This window comes from Streptomyces kanasensis (assembly GCF_043077165.1).
GTDB classification, from domain to species: Bacteria; Actinomycetota; Actinomycetes; order Streptomycetales; family Streptomycetaceae; genus Streptomyces; species Streptomyces changanensis.
Window position 1 is genome coordinate 1 of sequence record NZ_JBIBSF010000007.1, and the last position, 20,044, is coordinate 20,044.

The 20,044-nt window shown below is 73.3% G+C and carries 17 protein-coding genes, 1 rRNA gene and 1 pseudogene; 16 read left to right on the plus strand and 3 right to left on the minus strand.

All coding sequences use genetic code 11. The features are described 5' to 3' along the window. The 9 genes and pseudogenes from rrf to ACF053_RS18280 all read left to right on the plus strand — a co-directional run. A 5S ribosomal RNA gene (gene rrf, locus ACF053_RS18240) occupies window positions 1–93 on the plus strand; the annotation flags it as partial. A gap of 70 nt (window positions 94–163) precedes the next feature. Next, window positions 164–807 (plus strand): annotated as a pseudogene (locus ACF053_RS18245) (HAD family hydrolase). 43 nt (window positions 808–850) lie between these two features. Beyond that, window positions 851–2,110 (plus strand): MFS transporter, encoded by a 1,260-nt coding sequence (locus tag ACF053_RS18250; RefSeq protein ID WP_391954854.1) that lies wholly within the window; start codon window positions 851–853, stop codon window positions 2,108–2,110. Next, a complete protein-coding gene (locus ACF053_RS18255) occupies window positions 2,079–3,257 on the plus strand; it encodes an acetoin utilization protein AcuC (RefSeq protein ID WP_391954855.1) in 1,179 nt (392 codons plus the stop codon). The genes ACF053_RS18250 and ACF053_RS18255 overlap by 32 nt, the downstream gene beginning before the upstream one ends. A 121-nt stretch (window positions 3,258–3,378) precedes the next feature. Then, window positions 3,379–4,194: a phosphatase gene (locus ACF053_RS18260; protein WP_391954856.1), complete on the plus strand. Its 816-nt coding sequence runs from the start codon at window positions 3,379–3,381 to the stop codon at window positions 4,192–4,194. A 127-nt stretch (window positions 4,195–4,321) separates the two neighbouring features. After that, entirely contained in the window at window positions 4,322–4,534 is a 213-nt protein-coding gene (locus tag ACF053_RS18265) for a helix-turn-helix domain-containing protein (protein ID WP_058944276.1), read from the plus strand. Between the two features lie 141 nt (window positions 4,535–4,675). Then, window positions 4,676–4,774, plus strand: a complete 99-nt coding sequence (locus tag ACF053_RS18270; RefSeq protein ID WP_003948845.1) for a 30S ribosomal protein bS22 — start codon at window positions 4,676–4,678, stop codon at window positions 4,772–4,774. Window positions 4,775–4,957: 183 nt separating this feature from the next. Continuing rightward, entirely contained in the window at window positions 4,958–6,016 is a 1,059-nt protein-coding gene (locus ACF053_RS18275) for an NAD-dependent epimerase/dehydratase family protein (protein WP_391954857.1), read from the plus strand. 220 nt (window positions 6,017–6,236) lie between these two features. Beyond that, window positions 6,237–7,253 (plus strand): lysophospholipid acyltransferase family protein, encoded by a 1,017-nt coding sequence (locus tag ACF053_RS18280; protein ID WP_391954858.1) that lies wholly within the window; start codon window positions 6,237–6,239, stop codon window positions 7,251–7,253. A gap of 135 nt (window positions 7,254–7,388) precedes the next feature. Here ACF053_RS18280 and ACF053_RS18285 read toward each other — a convergent pair whose 3' ends face one another. The 3 genes from ACF053_RS18285 to ACF053_RS18295 form a co-directional block, all read right to left on the minus strand. Then, the gene (locus ACF053_RS18285; RefSeq protein WP_391954859.1) at window positions 7,389–8,594 is read right to left on the minus strand and encodes a DUF5667 domain-containing protein; all 1,206 of its coding nucleotides are present in this window, start codon (window positions 8,592–8,594) and stop codon (window positions 7,389–7,391) included. Between the two features lie 275 nt (window positions 8,595–8,869). Further along, the gene (locus ACF053_RS18290) at window positions 8,870–9,652 is read right to left on the minus strand and encodes an ECF subfamily RNA polymerase sigma factor, BldN family (RefSeq protein ID WP_058944271.1); all 783 of its coding nucleotides are present in this window, start codon (window positions 9,650–9,652) and stop codon (window positions 8,870–8,872) included. A 430-nt stretch (window positions 9,653–10,082) separates the two neighbouring features. Further along, window positions 10,083–11,003, minus strand: coding sequence for an HAD family hydrolase (locus ACF053_RS18295; protein WP_391954860.1), 921 nt, complete (start codon window positions 11,001–11,003; stop codon window positions 10,083–10,085). 114 nt (window positions 11,004–11,117) lie between these two features. On the opposite strand from ACF053_RS18295, the gene ACF053_RS18300 reads away from it, so the two are divergent. The 7 genes from ACF053_RS18300 (at window position 11,118) to ACF053_RS18330 (ending at window position 19,946) form a co-directional block, all read left to right on the plus strand. Further along, window positions 11,118–11,387 carry a glutaredoxin family protein gene (locus ACF053_RS18300; RefSeq protein WP_391954861.1) on the plus strand — a complete coding sequence of 90 codons (270 nt, stop codon included), beginning with the start codon at window positions 11,118–11,120 and terminating at the stop codon, window positions 11,385–11,387. A 318-nt stretch (window positions 11,388–11,705) separates the two neighbouring features. Beyond that, window positions 11,706–12,497 (plus strand): redox-sensing transcriptional repressor Rex, encoded by a 792-nt coding sequence (locus ACF053_RS18305; protein ID WP_391954862.1) that lies wholly within the window; start codon window positions 11,706–11,708, stop codon window positions 12,495–12,497. Beyond that, complete coding sequence (locus tag ACF053_RS18310; RefSeq protein ID WP_391954863.1) at window positions 12,494–13,849, plus strand: glutamyl-tRNA reductase; 1,356 nt, start codon at window positions 12,494–12,496, stop codon at window positions 13,847–13,849. Before ACF053_RS18305 ends, ACF053_RS18310 begins: the two co-directional genes overlap by 4 nt. Then, the gene (gene hemC, locus ACF053_RS18315) at window positions 13,846–14,841 is read left to right on the plus strand and encodes a hydroxymethylbilane synthase (RefSeq protein WP_391954864.1); all 996 of its coding nucleotides are present in this window, start codon (window positions 13,846–13,848) and stop codon (window positions 14,839–14,841) included. Before ACF053_RS18310 ends, hemC begins: the two co-directional genes overlap by 4 nt. Next, window positions 14,838–16,505 (plus strand): bifunctional uroporphyrinogen-III C-methyltransferase/uroporphyrinogen-III synthase, encoded by a 1,668-nt coding sequence (locus ACF053_RS18320; protein WP_391954865.1) that lies wholly within the window; start codon window positions 14,838–14,840, stop codon window positions 16,503–16,505. The genes hemC and ACF053_RS18320 overlap by 4 nt, the downstream gene beginning before the upstream one ends. Window positions 16,506–17,028: 523 nt before the next feature. Then, complete coding sequence (locus ACF053_RS18325) at window positions 17,029–17,727, plus strand: hypothetical protein (RefSeq protein WP_391954866.1); 699 nt, start codon at window positions 17,029–17,031, stop codon at window positions 17,725–17,727. A 47-nt stretch (window positions 17,728–17,774) separates the two neighbouring features. Next, the gene (locus tag ACF053_RS18330; protein ID WP_391954867.1) at window positions 17,775–19,946 is read left to right on the plus strand and encodes an N-6 DNA methylase; all 2,172 of its coding nucleotides are present in this window, start codon (window positions 17,775–17,777) and stop codon (window positions 19,944–19,946) included. The last annotated feature ends 98 nt before the right edge of the window (window positions 19,947–20,044 follow it).

Below are 20,044 nucleotides of genomic sequence, written 5' to 3' on the forward strand. Positions count from 1 at the left end.
ACGCCCGGTTACATTCCGAACCCGGAAGCTAAGCCTTTCAGCGCCGATGGTACTGCAGGGGGGACCCTGTGGGAGAGTAGGACACCGCCGAACAAATTGTGGCCCCGGCCCCGAGGAATCCGTTCCTCGGGGCCGGGGCTTTTTTGCGTCTAGGGTGTATTCCATGCGCTACGACCTGGTCATATTCGACAACGACGGCGTCCTCGTGGACAGCGAGCCCATCTCCAACGCCATCCTGGCCGGCTACCTGACCGAACTCGGGCACCCACCACGTACGAGGAGTCCCTGCGGGACTACATGGGCGGGGCCATGCACCGCGTCCACGACACCGTCCTCGAACGGACCGGACAGCAGCTGCCCGACGACTTCGACCGGACGTTCCACACCCGCGTCTTCGCCGCCTTCGAGCGGGACCTCACCGCCGTCACCGGCGTCACCGACACCCTCGGCAAGCTCGTCGCCGCCGGAGTCCCCTACTGCGTCGCCTCCTCCGGCAGCCACGAGCGGATCCGCGTCGGCCACCGCAGGACCGGCCTCGACCTCTGGTTCGCCCCCGACGCCGTCTTCAGCGCGCAGGACGTCGGCCGCGGCAAACCCGCCCCCGACCTCTTCCTCCACGCCGCCCGGCGCATGGGCGTCGCCCCCGAGCGCTGCGTCGTCATCGAGGACAGCCCCCTCGGCGTGCAGGCCGCCATCGCCGCCGGCATGGACGTGTACGCGTACACCGGCATGAGCGCTGCGGCCCAACTCCCCGGCGCCACCGGGTACTTCGGCGACATGGCCCAGCTGCCCGACCTCCTCCTGTGACAGGACTGTCCACGGCCTGACCCCCGACGTACCCTTTCCGGCCATGACCGATGCGGCCGGGACCGACGCGCGACTGCGGCGCGGGCGGAGAGCGCTGGCCTTCTCCTTCCTCGCCCAGGGCATCACCTTCGCCCTGCTCGTCACCCGCGTCCCCGCCGTCCAGAGCCGCTACGGCGTCCCCGACACCGTCCTCCCCGCCCTCCTCGCCGCCGTGCCCCTCCTCGCCGGCGTCGGCAGCCTCACCGCCGGGACGCTCGTCACCCGCGTCCCCGCCCGCACCCTCCTGCGGTGCAGCCAGCCCCTGGTCCTGCTCGCCCTCCTGGTCGTCGGCGCCGGACACCACACCTGGCACCTCGCCGTCGCCCTCGGCGCCTTCGGCCTGGCCGTCGGCGCAGTCGACGCGTCCATGAACATGCTCGGCGTCAGCCTCCAACAGGCCCACGGCCGGAGCATCATGCTCGGCTTCCACGCCGCGTACAGCCTCGGCGGGATCGTCGGAGCCACCCTCGCCTGGGCCGCCGTACGGGCCGGACTGCCCCTCGGCGCCTCCTACGCCCCCGTCGTGCTCGTCCTACTGCCCGCGCTCCTCCTCACGGGCCGCCGCTGCACCGACGGCGCCACGGTCCCCCACACGCCCCACGAGACCCGCCAGGCCGCCACCACGGCCGCCCGACGCCCTCCCGCCACCCCGGGGGCGGGCGGGCGGGCGCTCATGCCGCTGTGCGTCGTCATGGCCGTCGCCTACATGGGCGACGCCACCGTCTCCAACTGGAGCGCCACCTACCTCCGGGACGTCCTCGGCGGCTCCGAGGCGCTGGCGACCCTCCCGTACAACGCCTACGCGGCCACCACCCTCATCGGACGGGCCGTCGGCGACCGGACCGTACGGCGGTTCGGGGCGCCGGCCGTCGTCCGGGGCGGCGCGCTCCTCGCCGCCGGCGGGTTCGCGGTCGTCGGCGCGGCCCCCGGGCCCCTCACCGGACTCGCCGGGTTCACCGTGCTCGGCCTCGGTCTGAGCGTCCTCGTCCCGCAGACCTTCGCCGCCGCCGGACGGGTCGCCGCGGACCGCGGCCCCGGCGCCACCGACGCCGCCGTCGCCCGGCTCAACGTCTTCACCTACCTCGGTTACCTCGTCGGGGCGCCCCTCGTCGGCGCGCTCGGCGCGGCGTGGAGCCACCGGGGCGCCATGGCCGTACCGCTCGTCCTCGTCCTCCTCACCCTCGCGCACGCCCGGTCGTTCACCGGGCAACCAGACCGATACGGTGGCGGTCATGAGCGGCCGCGCACTGTTGATGTGGGATGACGCAGTCACCGGGTACGACTTCGGGCCCAGCCACCCGATGGACCCGGTACGGCTCGCGCTGACCATGGAGTTGGTGCGGGCCTTCGCGCTCGACCGGTCCGTCGACGTGGTGTCGGCCAAGCCCGCGGGGGACTCGACGCTGCGGCTCGTCCACCGCGAGGACTACGTGGCCGCCGTCCGCGCCGCGTCCGCCGACCCCGCCCACGCCGACCAGGAGTACGGGCTCGGCACGCTCGACGACCCGGCGTTCGCCGGGATGCACGAGGCGTCCGCGCTGATCGCCGGGCTCTCCGTGGGCGCCGCCGAGGCGGTGTGGCGCGGCACCGCCACCCGGGCCGTCAACTTCACCGGCGGCCTCCACCACGCCATGCCCGGCGCCGCCGCCGGCTTCTGCGTCTACAACGACGCGTCCCTCGCCATCGCCCGGCTCCTGGAACTCGGCGCCGAACGCGTCGCCTACCTCGACGTCGACGTCCACCACGGCGACGGCGTGCAGGCCGCGTTCTGGGACGACCCCCGCGTCCTCACCATCTCCCTCCACGAACACCCCCGCACGCTCTTCCCCGGCACCGGCTGGCCCGAGGAGACCGGCGCCCAGGGGCCCGCCGAGGGAACCGCCGTCAACGTCGCCCTGCCCGCCGGCACCGGCGACGCCGGCTGGCTGCGCGCCTTCCACGCCGTCGTCCCCGAGCTGCTCGCCGAGTTCCGGCCCCAGGTCCTCGTCACCCAGCACGGCGCCGACACCCACTTCGAGGACCCGCTCGCCCACCTCGCCGTCTCCCTCGACGCCCAGCGGGCCGTGCAGTTGGCGTGCCGCGGGCTCGCCGACGAGCACGTCGAGAACGGCCGCTGGGTCGCGCTCGGCGGTGGGGGGTACGCGGTCGTCGACGTCGTACCGCGGTCCTGGACGCACCTCGTCGGCATCGTCGCCGGAGCGGACGTACCCCCCGCGACGCACGTCCCGCCGTCCTGGCGCGACCTCGTGTACGCGCGGACCCGGCAGCCCGCCCCACGGCGGATGACCGACGGCCGGTGGCCCGTCACCTGGCGGGCCTGGGAGGACGGCTACGACCCGGAGGACCGGCTCGACCAAGCCGTCCTCGCCACCCGCCGGGCCGCCTTCCCGCTGCGCGGGCTCCTCGTCTGACCGACCCCGCCCACCGGTACCCCACCGGCACTCCGCCGGAGGCCCGCCGGCGTTACGCCGACCGTGCGCAGCCCCGGGGATTCCGGCGCGCGCGGCCGCCCGGTGCGGCAGCATCGACGGGGTGCTGACGACCGCGGCGCTGCGCGCGCACCTGCTGGCGGCCGGGCTGGCCGGCCCCGTGGCCACCCTCCGCGAACGGAGCCTGCGCAACTACCGGCTGTTCGCCGCCGGCGACCCGCGGGCCACCCTGGGGCTCGACCCCGACCGGCCCTGGGACGAGACGGCCCTGCTGCGGCTCATGGCGGAGAAGTGCGGCGTCTCCCCCGACCCCCGGTACCGGACCGGCGCCGACGTCATCGACCCCGACCGCACCCTGCGCGCGCTGGACGCCTTCGCGGAGCGGCTCGCCGCCGCGGCCGCGCGCGGCGCCCCCGTCCTCTTCGGCACCGGCCACCCCCACCGACTCCTGTCGTTCTACGCCATGTTGGCGGACGCCATGTCGTCGGCAGGATGTCTCGTTCTCACCCCCGCGCAGGGGAGATGTGTCGACATAACGACCCGATTGGGTCTACGCACGTACAACCTCGACTACGTACGGGGAGTCGCGCTGGTGCGGGAACCGCAGGTCACAGGCGCCGGTTGTGAGCCGGGCGCACACACCCACTCACCGCTGCCCGTACGGGTCGCGCTGGGGGCCGCGGCCGAGGGCGACGGGCCCCTCCCGGAGCTGGTCGTGGGCGACCACGGATGGGTCTGCGGGGCAGGTCAGCTGGGCATCGAGGCCATCGGGCTGGCCGACGCGGACGACCCCGCGCCGTTCGTCGCGGAGGCCGAGGGGCGGGTCGCCGTGACGGTGCCGCTCGACGACGGCGTGCGGTCCGATTACTACCGCCCGCTCACTCGCTATGTACTCAATCGGGCGTGTCTGTCACAGTAGGCGGCGGATGGCTGCTCCTCTTCCCCACCCGTATCAACCGCCCCTAGTCTGGGGTGTGAGCGCACAGCGACGAAGAGTCACCGGAGGGGAAGCCGGTGGCGTCATGTGCGGAAGGTACAGGTGGGTCATGGTTGCTGCTGGCGAGACACCTCTCAACGAGGTCAAGTTCCTGACCGTGGCAGAAGTTGCCTCGGTGATGCGCGTATCGAAGATGACCGTGTACCGGTTGGTGCACAGCGGTCATTTGCCGGCCATCCGGGTGGGGAGGTCCTTCCGGGTGCCGGAGCAGGCGGTGCACGAGTACCTCCGCGAGTCCTTCGTGGGGGTGGAGACCGCATAGTGCGGAGTCCCGTCCCCCTCGGATTACGACCTCGGCGCTTCGGCGGGTAGGCTAGGCCGACGTAGGTCGTGTGGGCCCAGACGCCCCGCACCGAGATCCCCGCTCATGCGGGGGTGTTCCGAGAAGTGAGCGAGGGTAGTCGTGGGCTCTGTTATCAAGAAGCGGCGCAAGCGGATGGCGAAGAAGAAGCACCGCAAGCTTCTGAAGCGCACCCGTGTGCAGCGTCGTAACAAGAAGTAAGCGGCGGCTTCACGTGCGCCTCGCGGCCCTCCCACCGGTGACGGTGGGAGGGCCGCGGTCATGTCCGGGGCGGTCCCGGCGGCTTTCGGTTCCGGACGTTTCCGCGTCGGTGGTCGTCACAGCGCGACAACCACCCGCTACGGTGGCAGCCACACGCTCGGGACCGAACGGGAGGCGCTGATCTTGGGCAGGGTCGTGCTCGTCACCGGGGTGGCCCGGCCGCTCGCCGGCCGTTTCGTACGGCGCGTCACCCGTGATCCCGACGTCGACCGCGTCATCGGGGTGGACGCCGTCGCCCCCGCCCATCCGCTCGGTGACGCCCTCTTCGTCCGCGCGGACATCCGGCAGCCCGTCTTCGGGCGCCTCCTCGCCGAGCACGCGGTGGACACGGTCGTCCACATGGACGTGTCGGCGACCCCGCTGGGCGGCGGCGGCCGGACTGCGGTCAAGGAGACCAACGTCATCGGCACGATGCAGTTGCTCGGCGCCTGCCAGAAGTGCCCCACGGTCAGCCGGCTCGTCGTCCGCTCCAGCACCGGCGTCTACGGCTCCGCCCCGCGCGACCCCGCCGTCTTCACCGAGACGACGCCGCCCAAGTCGCTGCCGGGCGGCGGCTTCGCGAAGGACGTGGCCGAGGTCGAGGGGTACGTACGGGGCTTCGCCCGGCGCCGCCCCGATGTCGCCGTGTGCGTGCTGCGCTTCGCGAACATCCTCGGCCCCGGGGCCGACTCCCCGCTTGCCGAGTACTTCTCGCTTCCCGTGCTGCCGACCGTCCTCGGGTACGACCCGCGCCTCCAGTTCGTCCACGAGGACGACGTACTGGACGTGCTGCGGATCGCCTCGTCCGAGCCGCGCCGGGCCACGCTCAACAGCGGCACCTTCAACGTCGCGGGCGACGGCGTGCTGACGCTCTCTCAGTGCGCGAGGCGGCTCGGCCGGCCGACCGTGCCCGTGCTTCCGCCGGCCGTCACCTGGGTGGGAACGGCGCTGCGGGCCGTCGGCCTGAGCGACTTCTCGCCGGAGCAGGTCCGGCTGCTGACGCACGGCCGGGTGGTCAGCACGACGCAGATGCGCGAGACCCTGGGCTTCACGCCCACGTACACCACGGCCGAGACCTTCGCGGACTTCGTCCGTCACCGGGGCCCGGGCATCCTGCCCCCCGCCGCCATCACGGCGGCGGTCGACGGCGTGGCCGCCCGCCTCGGTGACGGCGTCGCCCAGTGGACGGCGAAGCGGTCGTGACGGCGCGGCACGGGCGGGTTCCCGTGGCGCCGCCGGCCCGCGTGACGCCGGCCCGCGTGACGCCGGCCCGCGCGGCAACGGCCCGCGCGGCAACGGCCCGCGCGGGCACGACCGCCGGAGCACGAGCAGCAGGCGTGACGGGCGCGACCGCCAGGGCGGAAGCGCCGGCCGGGGCACGAGCAACAGCCGGGACGGACGGGACAAGGAGCGCGGGCTAACGATGGCGGACGCCAAGGTCATCCCCTTCGACGAGGACCGGCCGCGCGGCGGTGCGCCGCGCGCGGCCCGCAGGCGGTCGGCGGCCGGTGGCGCCGCGGCGCGGGTGACCCCGCTGCCGGGCCCGCCGGCGCCGGCGGCCGCCGACCCCGCGCCGCCGCCGGCCGAACGGCCCGCCGACGGCACGTGGGAGCGGCGCGTCGCGGGCGGCCTGGCCTTCCTGCGGCGCCGCCTCACCGGCGAGTACGAGGTCGACGAGTTCGGGTACGACGAGGAGCTCACCGACCAGGTCCTCATGTCGCTGCTGCGGCCCCTGTACGAGAAGTACTTCCGGGTGGAGGTGCTCGGCGTCGAGAACATCCCGGCCGAGGGCGGCGCCCTGGTCGTGGCGAACCACTCGGGCACGCTCCCGCTGGACGGCCTGATGATGCAGGTCGCCGTCCACGACCACCACCCGGCCGACCGGCACCTGCGGCTCCTCGCCGCAGACCTGGTGTTCATGCTGCCGGTCGTCAGCGAGCTGGCCCGCAAGGCCGGGCACACGCTGGCGTGCGCGGAGGACGCCGAGCGGCTGCTCCGGCGGGGCGAGGTCGTGGGGGTGATGCCGGAGGGCTTCAAGGGCATCGGCAAGCCGTTCAGCGAGCGGTACAAGCTCCAGCGGTTCGGGCGCGGCGGCTTCGTGTCGACGGCGCTGCGCGCGGGCGCGCCGATCGTCCCCTGTGCGATCGTCGGCGCCGAGGAGATCTACCCGATGGTCGGCAACGCCAAGACGCTGGCACGCCTGCTGGGCTTCCCGTACTTCCCGCTCACGCCGACCTTCCCGTGGCTGGGGCCGCTGGGCGCGCTGCCGCTGCCGACGAAGTGGACGATCCAGTTCGGCGAGCCCATCCCGACCGACGGGTACGCGCCGGAGGCGGCGGAGGACCCGATGCTGATGTTCAACCTGACGGACCAGGTGCGGGAGCAGATCCAGCACACGCTGTACAAGCTGCTGGTGCGCAGGCGGTCGGTCTTCTTCTGACCGGCCCCGACCCCGACCCCGACCCGACCCCGGCCTTGGCCTTGGCTCCCGCTCCGTCCCGGACGCACGGCGACGGGCGCCGCTCCGTGGGGAGCGGCGCCCGTCGTACGGCCGCCGGGGGGTGGGAACGCCGCGCTAGCGGGCGTCGTCCTGGTCGATGCCGAGGCCCGGGAGGATGCCGGGCAGGATCGGCGGCAGGGTGACGTCGGGGGCGGGGACGGGCGCCTCCGGTGTGCCGCCCTGGCTGGGCGGTGCCGAGGTGGCCGGCCCGTCCGGGTCGAGGAGGCCGCCGGTGTCGCCGCCGATGAGGCCCTGGTCCGCGGAGGGGCCGGAGTCGGACGGTCCCGGGCTGTCCGCGGTGTCGCCGCCGGACGGCTGGGCGTGCGGGTGGGACGGCGACTGGCGGGACGGGGCGGGACCCGTCGAGCCCTCCGGGGTCCCCGGCTTGGCGGAGCCTCGGCCGCCGCCCTTCTCCGGGGCGCTGGGCAGTCGCGCCTGGAGCGGGCCGACCTGTTCGTCTATGGCGTCGAACACGGACGTCACCTGGTCGCGGACGTCGGTCAGCTGGGGCGGCAGCTTGTCGCGCAGCCCGTTCCACGTGCCGCGGTGGTTGCGGGCGAACGAGTCGAGCGTCGCCATCGGGCCGATGCGGCCGTCCCGCTCGTAGGCGAGGCGGAGCAGTCGGTGTCCCTCGGAGACGTCGTGCTGCATGCCGTTGAGCACGCGGCGGATCTCGTTGAGCGACTCGTGGTCCAGTTCGCCGGCACGGCCGCGCTCCATCAGCCGCCGGGCCTCGCTGAGCCGGGTGGAGGCGTGGTCGAGGTAGATCTCCCCCCGGTCGGCGTCGTCGTCCGCCAGACCGAGCGTCAGGTCTTCCATGCCGCGCTTCAACCCGTACAGCGAGTCACCCGGGAGGGCGTCGGAACTGGCAGCGGCCACCCCGCTGAACGCGCCCGCCGCCACACCCACGGTGAGACCGCCGGCGGCGAGGCCCTTCGACCAGCGGCTGCGGGGCCGCAATTTCCGGAGGGCGGTGGCGCGGTGCGCGCCCCGGCCGCTCGACGTCCGCTGCTCCGGAACCGTAGGGTCCGCGGACGCACCGCCCGCGGCCGTGCCCTCCTGGAGCATCGCTTCCATGGCGGCGACGAGCTGCGCTCGCTGCACCACCTTCACCTCGGGGTCCAACACGGGCTTCGGCAGTGCGCCGAGGCCGTTCGCCAGGGCCGACAACCGGCCGTGCTCGGTGGGTCCGGCCGACGCCTCGGGCTGCTGGGCCGCCTGATCTTCCAGGGCCTGGGCGAAGGCGTTCGCCCGCCGGTGCGCCGATACGTTCGCGATCACTGGCGGCACCTCCTCTCGTCATGACGGTCGACTCCCCAGGGGGTCCGGACGGTTGCACACCTTGAACACATCCACACGAACGAGTGAGTGGCTGTGGGCACGGCGCGACCACAGGGAGCCTGCATCCCGCACAACGAGCGTCGCGGCACTTGGGTTACGGACGGAGGATGATCGGACCAGCGCGTCATGGGGTGGTCACCGGGGTCGGTAGACGGGGAGGGGGCGGACGTGGCGGGCGGGGCCGGAGGGGGTGGGCGGCCGGCCGGGGAGCGGGCTCAGCGGGCGTCTTCGGGGAGCAGCCGGGCGAGGGTCCGCACGGCCCGGTACTGGAGGGTCTTGATCGCGCCCTCGTTCTTCCCCATGACGCGCGCGGTCTCGGCGACCGACAGCCCCTGCAGGAAGCGCAGGGTGACGCACTCCTGCTGCTGGGGGTTCAGCTTGCGCACCGCTTCGAGCAGGGCGGCGTTGGAGAGGGACTCCAGGACCGAGTCCTCCGGGCTGCGCTCGACCTCGTTGGCGTCGAGCATCTCCCCTGTGGTCACTTCGAGTCGGAACCGGCTCGACTTGAAGTGGTCGGCGACCAGGTTCCGCGCGATCGTGACCAGCCAGGCGCCGAAGTCACGCCCCTGCCAGGTGAAGGTGGAGATGCGGCGCAGGGCGCGCAGGAACGTCTCGCTGGTGAGGTCCTCCGCGGTCGCCTTCCCGCCGACGCGGTAGTAGATGTAGCGGTAGACGGTGTCGCTGTACTGGTCGTACAGGCGGCCGAACGCCTCGGCCTCACCGGCCTGGGCGCGCTCGACCAGCTCCATCATGCGGGCGCTGTCGCTGTCGGCGGTGGGCCGCCGGGCGGCGGTCGAGGTGCCCGAGCCGCCGCGTCCGCCCCGTCTTCCGACGGCGGCGGCACCGCCGTCGGCCAGGGCGTAGCAGGGACCGGCGGGGGCCGGTACGGCGAAGGCGGGGACGGCGTACGCGGTGGGGACGAAGCCGCGCAAGTGGTCGAGGACCGTTGCGCGCAGCGTAGCCAGGCCCGAGGCGTCAACCCCGACGTGTGGGTACACGGGACTCCCAGAGGCAGAGCTTCCATCACGTGCAGTGCGGGACCGTTCACTCGTCATGGCGACGTGTGGGGGGTTCCGTATGCGTCTGAGGAGAATAACGCTTCGTGCAGGGAGCGCTACACCGAGTTGCTCAAATCATCGATTCAGTCGCTTCTCTTACGGCTGGGCGACGGGTCGAGGCGCACTTCATGACCGTTTTCTGATGGGATCGCTTCGAATTCTGTCTGACCGCAGGATGAGTTGTGGTCGAGTGCGTCGGGCGCGACTGGGGCCCGTGCCGGGCGGGTAAGACCGGTGTTTGGCCCCGGGCGCGCTCCGGTACGCCCCTGGACGTCGCCTGGACGGCTCTGGACACCCGGACGGCTGCCGGACGTCGAGCCGGGCGCGGGCCGCGGGACGGCCGGGCCGACGGAGGGGAGCGGGGCGAGGGTCAGCGGCGGCGGCGGTGCAGGGCGACCGCGGCGACCGTGCCGCCGGCCAGGGCGCCGACGCCCGCGGCGGCGGGGATGCCGACCTTCGCGGCCTTGCGTCCGGTGCGGTAGTCGCGCAGCCGCCACTCCCGCTCCCTGGCGTACCGGCGCAGCTGCGCGTCCGGATTGATCGCGTACGGGTGGCCCACGAGCGACAGCATCGGGATGTCGTTGTGCGAGTCGCTGTAGGCGGCGCAGCGCTCCAGGTCCAGGCCCTCCTTGGACGCCAGCGCGCGGACCGCCTCCGCCTTGGCGGGCCCGTGCAGCGGCTCGCCGACCAGCCGGCCCGTGTACACGCCGTCCACCGACTCGGCGACCGTGCCGAGGGCGCCGGTCAGCCCCAGTCGGCGGGCGATGATCGTCGCCGTCTCGACGGGCGCGGCGGTGACGAGCCACACCTTCTGGCCGGCGTCCAGGTGGGCCTGGGCGAGGGCGCGGGTGCCCGGCCAGATGCGGTCGGCCATGTACTCGTCGTAGATCTCCTCGCCGATGGTCATCAGCTCGGAGACGCGGTGGCCGCGCACGATCGACAGGGCGCTCTCGCGGGCGTCCTGCATGTGCTCGGGGTCCTCGACGCCGGCCAGCCGGAACCAGGTCTGCTGCCAGGCGAAGCGGGCCAGCTCACGGCGCTGGAAGAACTTCCGCTTGTACAGGCCGCGGCCGAAGTGGAACAGGGCGGCGCCCTGCATCACGGTGTTGTCCAGGTCGAAGAAGGCGGCGGCGCGGACGTCGCCGCGCACCGGGAACTCGGCTTCCGGTTCGGCCAGGAGCTGCAGCTGCCGCGAGGTCTTGCGGGCCGCCTCCGCGGCGGCCTCGCCGGCCAGCACGCTGCGTGCCGTGGCGGAGCGCCTGCGCGGGGGGAGCCATCCGAGTGCGGCCATGACGCGAGCATAGCCAGTGTGTTCGGTCCTGCCCGACACGCGGGGACGCCGTCAGGGGGAACGCCCGGGGGCCGGAGGGTGAACCGGGGCCGCGGGGGCGCGGACAATGGGCGCATGTTCGGACGCAGGAAGAAGAGGGCCGACGGGCCCCGGACGGTCACGCTCATCGGCAAGCCCGGCTGCCACCTGTGCGACGACGCGCGCGAGGTCGTCGCGCGGGTCTGCGCCGAGACGGGGGCGATCTGGGAGGAGAAGGACATCACCGCGGACGAGGAGCTGCACCGGGCCTACTGGGAGCAGATCCCCGTCGTGCTGGTCGACGGCGAGCAGCACACCTTCTGGCGCGTGGACCCGGCACGGTTGCGGGCGGAGCTGCTCGACTGAGGCCGGCGCGCGAAGTCCGGCCCGACTGGGCCGAATGGCGTGGTGACCGGGAAAAGACGGTTACCATCGTGTGCGTTTTGTTCGGTTTCGGGGGCGTCATCGTAGGGAGTGTGCTCGGTTTTGCCCTATCCAGAGATCGAACGCGTGATGACTCCCCTCGGTTCCAAGATGGCGCGATGGGGGCGCGTGACCCCGGTCACTTTGCGCGGACAAAGCGGACATCATCTTTGTGCACGCGTTCACAAAGACATAGCCTGCTGTCGACGGGGCGGTCTCGGGACGGGCCGCCCGCAGCCCCGCTCATCCCGCAGGAGCACCGTGGCAACTGGCCGAACTCACCGACCGGCGACCCGTAGCCGAGGCATCCCCGAGGCCACCGTCGCCCGGCTCCCGCTGTACCTGCGGGCCCTCACCGCGCTGTCGGAGCGCTCCGTACCCACGGTCTCCTCCGAGGAGCTCGCCGCGGCGGCCGGGGTCAACTCCGCCAAGCTGCGCAAGGACTTCAGCTACCTCGGTTCGTACGGCACGCGGGGTGTCGGGTACGACGTCGAGTACCTCGTCTACCAGATCTCCCGTGAGCTCGGGCTCACGCAGGACTGGCCGATCGTCATGGTCGGCATCGGCAACCTCGGCGCGGCCCTCGCCAACTACGGCGGCTTCGCCTCCCGCGGGTTCCGCGTCGCCGCGCTGCTCGACGCCGACGCCTCGATGGTCGGGCGGCCCGTCGCGGGCATCCCGGTCCAGCACATCGACGACCTCGAGAAGATCATCGACGACAACGGCGTCTCGATCGGCGTCATCGCCACCCCGGCCGGCGCCGCCCAGCAGGTCTGCGACCGGCTCGTCGCGGCCGGCGTCACCTCGATCCTGAACTTCGCGCCGACCGTGCTGTCCGTGCCCGACGGCGTCGACGTGCGGAAGGTCGACCTCTCCATCGAGCTGCAGATCCTCGCCTTCCACGAGCAGCGCAAGGCCGGTGAGGACGCGGTCGTCGCGGACGCCGCCGTCCTGCCGACCGCTGCCGCCGTCGAGCGCGAGACCGCCGCACCGGCCGCCCGGACCGGCCGGAAGGGACCCGACGGGGACGTCCCCGCCGTGATGCCGGCATGAGTCTCCTCGTCGTCGGCCTCAGCCACCGCAGCGCGCCCGTCAGCGTGCTGGAGCGGGCCTCCCTCGACTCCGACACGCAGGCCAAGCTGCTCCAGGACACCCTCGCCGCCGAGCCGGCCGTCGAGGCGGCGGTCCTGGCCACCTGCAACCGCATCGAGCTCTACGCCGACGTGGACAAGTTCCACGCCGGTGTCGCCGAGCTGTCCACGCTCCTCGCCCAGCACAGCGGCGTCGGGCTGGAGGAGCTGACCCCCCACCTCTACGTCCACTACGAGGACCGTGCCGTCCACCACCTGTTCTCGGTGGCGTGCGGGCTGGACTCCATGGTCGTCGGGGAGGGCCAGATCCTCGGCCAGATCAAGGACTCCCTCGCCCGCGCCCAGGAGCTGCACACCGCCGGACGGCTGCTGAACGACCTGTTCCAGCAGGCCCTGCGGGTCGGCAAGCGGGCCCACAGCGAGACCGGCATCGACCGCGCCGGCCAGTCCCTGGTCACCTTCGGCCTGGAGCAGCTCGCCGTCGGCAGGACGGACGTGAACGCCTGGGCGAAGGGCAAGCGCGCCCTCGTCATCGGCGCCGGCTCCATGTCGTCGCTGGCCGCCGCGACCCTCGCCCGGGCCGGCGTCGACGAGATCGTCATCGCCAACCGGACCGCCGAGCGCGCCGACCGCCTCGTACGGATCCTCACCGAGCCCGGCGGCACGGGCGTGACCGCCCGCGCGGTCCGCATGTCCGCCGTCGGCGCCGAGCTGTCCCTGGCCGACGTCGTCGTCTCCTGCACCGGCGCGACCGGCCTCGTCCTGACCCGCCAGGCCGTCGAGACCGCCCTGGCGGGCCGCACCGCGCCGCTGGCGCTGCTCGACCTGGCCATGCCCCGCGACATCGACGCCGCGGTGCACCGCATGGTGAACGTCCGGCTGGTCGACATCGAGTCGCTCGCCGAGGCGTCCGCGGACGCGCCGATGGCCGCCGACGTCGACCGGGTCCGCTCCATCGTCTCCGACGAGGTCGCCGTCTTCGGCGCGGCCCAGCGCGCGGCGCACATCACCCCGACCGTCGTCGCGCTGCGCACGATGGCCGCCGATGTCGTGGCCGGCGAGATGGCCCGCCTGGAGGGGCGCCTCCCCGCACTCGACGAGAAGCAGCGCGCCGAGATCAACCAGACGGTGCGCCGCGTCGTCGACAAGCTGCTGCACGCGCCGACCGTGCGCGTGAAGCAGCTCGCCAGCGAGCCGGGTGGCGCCGGGTACGCCGACGCGCTGCGCACACTCTTCGACCTCGACCCGGAGACGGTCGCCGCCGTCTCGCGGGCCGACCTGACGGACGCCGACGTGAACCGAGGGCGAGTATGACCGAGAGGGCCCAGAGCACCCAGAGGGCACTGAGGCTGGGAACCAGGCGCAGCAAGCTCGCCATGGCCCAGTCCGGGCACGTCGCGGACGCCGTCCGCCGGCTGACCGGCCGCCCCGTGGAGCTCGTCGAGATCACCACGTACGGGGACGTCTCCCGCGAGCACCTCGCGCAGATCGGCGGCACCGGTGTGTTCGTCACCGCGCTGCGCGACGCGCTCCTCGCCGGTGAGGTCGACTTCGCCGTGCACTCGCTGAAGGACCTGCCGACCACGCAGCCCGACGAGCTCGCCCTCGCGGCGATCCCGCGGCGCGAGGACCCGCGCGACGTCCTCGTCGCCCGCGACGGGCTGCCGCTCGCGGAGCTGGCCGCCCCCGCGCAGGGGCGCGTCGCCCGCGTCGGCACCGGCTCGCCGCGCCGCATGGCGCAGCTCAACGCCTACGCCCGGGACCACGGCCTGCGGATCGAGACCGTCCCCATCCGGGGCAACGTCGACACGCGCATCGGCTTCGTCCGCGACGGGGAGCTCGACGCGGTCGTGCTGGCCGCGGCCGGCCTGAACCGCATCGGCAGGTCCGGCGAGATCACCGAGTACCTGTCGGTCGACACCGTCCTGCCCGCCCCGGGCCAGGGCGCGCTGGCGATCGAGTGCCCGGCCGCCGACGAGGAACTCGTCGCCGTGCTGGCGCGGCTCGACGACCCGCACACGCGGGCGGCCGTCACCGCCGAGCGGTCCCTGCTCGCCGCCCTGGAGGCCGGCTGCTCCGCGCCCGTGGGCGCGCTCGCCGACCTGCCGCCGTCCGGCGACCACGATGTTCATGAGATGCGCCTGCGCGGCGTCGTCGGCACGACCGACGGCTCCACGCTGGTGCAGTTGTCCACCACCGGTCCCGTACCCACGTCGCACCACGACGCGGTGGCGCTCGGTCGCGAACTCGCGTCCGAGATGCTCGCCAAGGGCGCGGCCGGTCTTATGGGGGAGCGAGCACTTTGAGCCCCACCACCGCATCCAAGGCTTCCTCCGCGTTCTCCGCGTGGGGGCACGTCACCTTCCTCGGCGCCGGACCCGGTGACCCGGGACTGCTGACACTGCGCGCCGTCGAGGCGCTCGCCGGCGCGGACGTACTGATCGCCGAGCCGGATGTGCTCGACGTCGTACGCGGCCATGCGCGGGCGGGCGTGAGCACGCCCGAGCTGACGGTAGTTGACGATGCGTCAATGACCGCCGCCGTCCCCGTGTTGAGGGACGCGGCCAATCTTGTCATGGAGGCCGCGCGCGGCGGCAAGCGGGTGGTGCGTGCGCTGAGCGGCGACCCGGGGCTCGACGGCAACGCGGGGGCCGAGATGCTCGCCTGCGCCGCCGCGGGCATCCCGTTCGAGGTCGTGCCCGGTGTCGCCACCGCCGTCGGCGTGCCCGCGTACGCCGGTGTGCCGCTGCGTGACGCCGAGGGCGCCGACGTGCGCTTCGTGGACGCCCGCACCGCCAGCGACCGCTGCTGGACGGAGGTCGGCGCGTCCGACGGCACGGTGGTGGTGTCCACGACGCTGGACGCCGTCGCCGCGGCCGCCGGCGAGCTGGTCGCCTCCGGCCGCAAGCCGGACACCCCGCTGACCGTCACGGTCGCCGGGACGACGACCCGGCAGCGGACCTGGACGGCCACGCTCGGCTCCATCGCGCAGACGCTGAAGCAGGCGAAGGTGCTGCCCTCGCCGGACGGCCACCAGCCCGTCATAGCCGTGGTCGGTGAGCGCAGCGCCGCCGCCCAGCGCGACCGGCTCGCGTGGTTCGAGTCGAAGCCGCTGTTCGGCTGGAAGGTCCTCGTGCCGCGCACGAAGGAGCAGTCGGCGTCGCTCTCCGACCAGCTCAGGTCGTACGGCGCCGTGCCCAGCGAGGTGCCCACCATCGCCGTCGAGCCGCCGCGCACGCCGCAGCAGATGGAGCGCGCGGTGAAGGGGCTCGTCACCGGCCGGTACGAGTGGATCGCCTTCACCTCGGTCAACGCCGTCAAGGCGGTCCGGGAGAAGTTCGAGGAGTACGGGCTCGACGCCCGCGCCTTCGCCGGGATCAAGGTCGCGGCGGTCGGCGAGCAGACCGCCCGCGCGCTCGTGGAGTTCGGCGTCAAGCCGGACCTGGTGCCGAGCGGGGAGCAGTCCGCGGCGGGGCTGCTGGAGGACTGGCCGCCGTACGACCCGGTCTTCGACCCGATCGACCGGGTGTTCCTGCCGCGGGCCGACATCGCCACCGAGACGCTGGTGGCCGGGCTGATCGAGCTCGGCTGGGAGGTCGACGACGTCACGGCGTACCGGACCGTGCGCGCCTCGCCCCCGCCGGTGGAGACCCGCGAGGCGATCAAGGGCGGCGGCTTCGACGCGGTGCTGTTCACGTCGTCGTCGACCGTGCGGAACCTGGTCGGCATCGCGGGCAAGCCGCACAACGTGACGGTGATCGCGTGCATCGGGCCGGCGACGGCCAAGACGGCGGAGGAGCACGGCCTGCGGGTCGACGTCCTGTCGCCGGAGCCGTCCGTGACGAAGCTGGCGGAGGCGCTGGCGGAGTTCGGCGCGAAGCGCCGCGCGGCGGCGGTGGAGGCCGGCGACCCGGTCACCCGGCCCTCCGAGCGGCGCCCGGGGGCGCGGCGACGGCGGACGACGACGTAGGGCTCCGGCCCCGGAGGGCGAGCGCATAAGGCCCCGCACCCGTGGACTCGGGTGCGGGGCCGCATGCGTCCGGTCGGTCGGTTTCCGGAGCTCCTGGACGTGTACGGCGGGAAGGTCGCCCAAGCGATGGGGGCGGGAGCTGAGAGCGTGAGGCGAGCACTTCTGGCTTCCGCCCTTGTTGGGAGAGGGGCGGTCGCCTGCCGCTCCCAGCGCCGTTCTCACGCGAAGACACAGGGCGGAGTGCTGCTGAGAAGTGGGCTTCTCAGCAAGGCCGCGCTTGAAAGTGTTGACCGCAAGATGCGGGGTCCACTACTGTGATCAAGGGCGCTGAGGTCAAGGTGTCGTCGGGACAGGTCTGCCGCGCTCCAGAAGCAGTTGCGCCCCCGAGTCCGCCTGATAACGGCGGGCGGACTCGAGGGCTACAACCAAGCACTGCCAAGGGCTGTATGCGAAGCAGTGACAGTGATCCAAGGCTTACTTGAGCGACTTTACCACGGGTGGGTCGCGGGGGAAAGGGAGCGTGATGACGCTGGGTGATCAGGCGGGCAGTGAGGATGACCGGTTAATCGCGGCCATCTCCCCGGAGCGGTTCCGGCCGTTCCTGTGCGAGTGTGACGGCGACCGGAACCGCGCCCTGCGGCTCTACGCCTGGGACTCGGAAGTAGCCAGGGCGCTGCAGAGTCCCCTGCGCGACCTGGAGGTGAGCCTGCGCAACCGGCTGCACCGCCAGCTCGCCGGGCGTCACGGCCAGGAGGCGTGGTGGGACGTCCCGAAGGCCCGCCCCAACTACAAGGGGCAGGACATGCTGGACCGGGCGATGGAGACCCTGGAGAACAGGCGCCCGCGCCGCCCCTTCGGCCCGTGCGACGTCGTGGCGCAGCTGCCCTTCGGCTTCTGGGTCGGCCTCCTGGGGCGTGGCGGCAGGGACAACTACGAGATGAAGTACTGGAACTCCTCGCTCCGTCACGTCTTCCGCGAGCACCGCGGTGGACGGAGTGACCTGTACGAGAAGTTCCAGTTCATGCTCACGCTGCGGAACCGGATCGCCCACCACGAGAGCGTCTTCCAGCGGCACCTGGAGCGGGACCTGAAGACCGCGCTGGTACTGCTGCGGTACGTCTCGCCGGAGATGGCCGACCGGCACGAGAAGTACGGGCAGGTTCCGGAGGTGCTGGCCCGCAGGGAGGCGGTGCTGTCCGGCAGGGAACCCCTGCGGCTGTGAGGCCGGGGGTGCCGACGGCGCGGGCCATGGCGGAAGGGGCGGGACCGATGGGAGTGGGAAGGGTGCCGGACGAGGCGCACACGGCGTTGCTGGTGTCACTGGGCGAGATCAAGGAGCTCGCCGAGGTCGGTCGGCCCACGGTCAGCAACTGGCGGCGCAGGTTCGCCAGGAGCGCCGTGGAGGCGGCCGGTGACAGGCGCCCGCCCTTCCCCGACCCCGTGGCGGGAAGCGACAGCAAGCCGCTCTTCCAGGCCGAGGAAGTGGCCTCTTGGCTGGACCTGCGCCCGATCCCCGACATGGAGCCGGAGGAGGACGGCACGCACCCGACCTACGGCGACCGCTTCCGGCGCAACCTGCGGCTGCGCGGACTCGTCGCCCTCCGCCACGAGGTGGGCTCGGCGGAACGGCTCGTGGTCGACGCGCTGGCGGTGTGCGCCGTGGCCGACGCCGGCAGCTACCCGGGCCCCGAGAGCCTGCCGCCCGGCCCGCTGGAGGACGCGGAGGCAGCCGACCCCCGCGTGTCCGCCGCCGTCCACGAGCTGATCGAGGAGCTCGGCTCGCCCAGGGCCGCGGCCGACACCGTGCTGAGCCTCGTCGAACGCCTGGAGTCGGACCTCGTCACGGACATGACTCCGCCCGCCGTCGTCCAACTGATCAGCACGCTGGCCCGTCGCAGGGGCACCACCTCGTACGGTCCCGCCCGCCCGGTCGTGATCAACCTGTGTGCCGGCACCGGTGAGCTGCTGTTCGCCCTCGACACCGAGGGACACGGCGACGTGGTGGCGGTGGAGCCCGACCCCCTGCGCCGCAAGATCATCGTCTACCGGCTCCTCGCCCACCGCCGCACCGCCCTGGGCATCTGCGCGCACCCCACCGACCTGGACGCCCAGCCGTCCTGGGGGCAACCAGGGCCCGGTCCGGACCCCGGACACCCTGGGGGTGTCCCGTTCGGTGACGTCGTCGTCGCCGATCCGCCGTACGCGGCCGGGGAGCGGGAGTCCGCCGAGGACGGGCCGCTTGCCTGGGCCCTGGAAGCCGTGCACCGCCTGAAGCCCGGTGGCCTGGGCCTCGTCGTCGTACCGTCGTGGACCCTGAGCCGGCCGCGCGGCACGGCACCGACCCCGAACGTGCGGCTCCGCGAGGAACTGCTGGGCCGGGACGCGGTGGCGGCGGTCGTCCAACTGCCGCGCCGCATCCACCCCTTCCGTACGGGCGCGGAGCACGCGCTGCTCGTCCTGCGGAACGGGGCGGCGGCGGAGGACCGCGGCCGGGTGCTGCTGGTCGACGCCGACCGGATCGCCCGCCGGGTCGGTGGTGAGTGGCAGGCGTACGTCGCCGAGGTCGTGGAGTCCGGGCGGTCGCCGGTGGACGAGGAGGCCGCTTTCTTCCCCGTGTCGGCGGGTGGTCCGAGGTCGGAGCACCTCCTCGACGGCCGTTCGGTCCTGCCCGCGCACCGGCTCGCCTCGAAGGAGCACGGGGTGGACCACTTCGAGGCCACCTTGGACGCGCGGCGCGATGCGGCGGTGGCGCTGCCGCGGCTGAAGGAGTGGATCGGTGGTCTCGGCATCGCCCGGCGGCCCGAGGACGCCGGGGTGACCCACCGCAAGGTCGGGGGGTATCTGCGCGCCGGCCAGCTCCAGGTGCTGACGGGCCACCGCATCCGCGAGCCGGACATCGGCGAAGCCGGTCTGGCGGTCGTCGGCCGTGAGGAGATGCTCGGCGCGCTGCCGCTCGGGCAGCGGCGGATCGCGCTGGAGGACCTGGCCGAGTACCCGCAGGCCCAGACCACCGAGCGGGGTGACGTCTTCCTGCTCACCGAGCACGGGGTGCGCACCCGGGTGGACGACGCCGGGGGCTGCGTGCTGCTCGCGCCGGTGCAGGGGCTGCGCGTCCCGGCCTACCGGAAGTTCCTCGCCGGCGAGGCCCGGCCCGAGGAGGTGTGGATGCGCCCGCACGTCCTGGCCGGGCTGCTCGCCGCCCCCCGCAACCAACAGCGCGGCAGCGGCTCACTGGTGCGCCGGGTGAGCGTGCGCGACATGGACCTGCCGGGGCTCTCCCCCGAGGAGGTCGCCGAGCTGGAGGTGATCCTGGCGGAGACGGAACGGCAGCGCGCGGACGTCCGACGGCAGCTGGACGCCCTGGACACCTTGGCGCGGCGGCTCGCGGCGGGCGTCGCCGACGGGAACCTGGCGTTGCGCCGCAGACCCGGCGGCACGTGAGGAAGCCGGGCCCTTCGGCACCACGGACACGGCAAGGACAGCGGCGGCGCCGCCCACCGCGGCGCACGACGAGCACAGCACGACCAGAGAGAGAAGTG

Bases quoted from the DNA above. Each gene is read 5' to 3' on its own strand.
- ACF053_RS18250 (WP_391954854.1), top strand. From the start codon at position 851: ATGACCGATGCGGCCGGGACCGACGCGCGACTGCGGCGCGGGCGGAGA.
- ACF053_RS18255 (WP_391954855.1), top strand. From the start codon at position 2,079: ATGAGCGGCCGCGCACTGTTGATGTGGGATGACGCAGTCACCGGGTAC.
- ACF053_RS18265 (WP_058944276.1), top strand. From the start codon at position 4,322: ATGGTTGCTGCTGGCGAGACACCTCTCAACGAGGTCAAGTTCCTGACC.
- ACF053_RS18280 (WP_391954858.1), top strand. From the start codon at position 6,237: ATGGCGGACGCCAAGGTCATCCCCTTCGACGAGGACCGGCCGCGCGGC.
- ACF053_RS18295 (WP_391954860.1), bottom strand. From the start codon at position 11,003: ATGGCCGCACTCGGATGGCTCCCCCCGCGCAGGCGCTCCGCCACGGCA.
- ACF053_RS18300 (WP_391954861.1), top strand. From the start codon at position 11,118: ATGTTCGGACGCAGGAAGAAGAGGGCCGACGGGCCCCGGACGGTCACG.
- ACF053_RS18310 (WP_391954863.1), top strand. From the start codon at position 12,494: ATGAGTCTCCTCGTCGTCGGCCTCAGCCACCGCAGCGCGCCCGTCAGC.
- hemC (WP_391954864.1), top strand. From the start codon at position 13,846: ATGACCGAGAGGGCCCAGAGCACCCAGAGGGCACTGAGGCTGGGAACC.
- ACF053_RS18325 (WP_391954866.1), top strand. From the start codon at position 17,029: ATGACGCTGGGTGATCAGGCGGGCAGTGAGGATGACCGGTTAATCGCG.
- ACF053_RS18330 (WP_391954867.1), top strand. From the start codon at position 17,775: ATGGGAGTGGGAAGGGTGCCGGACGAGGCGCACACGGCGTTGCTGGTG.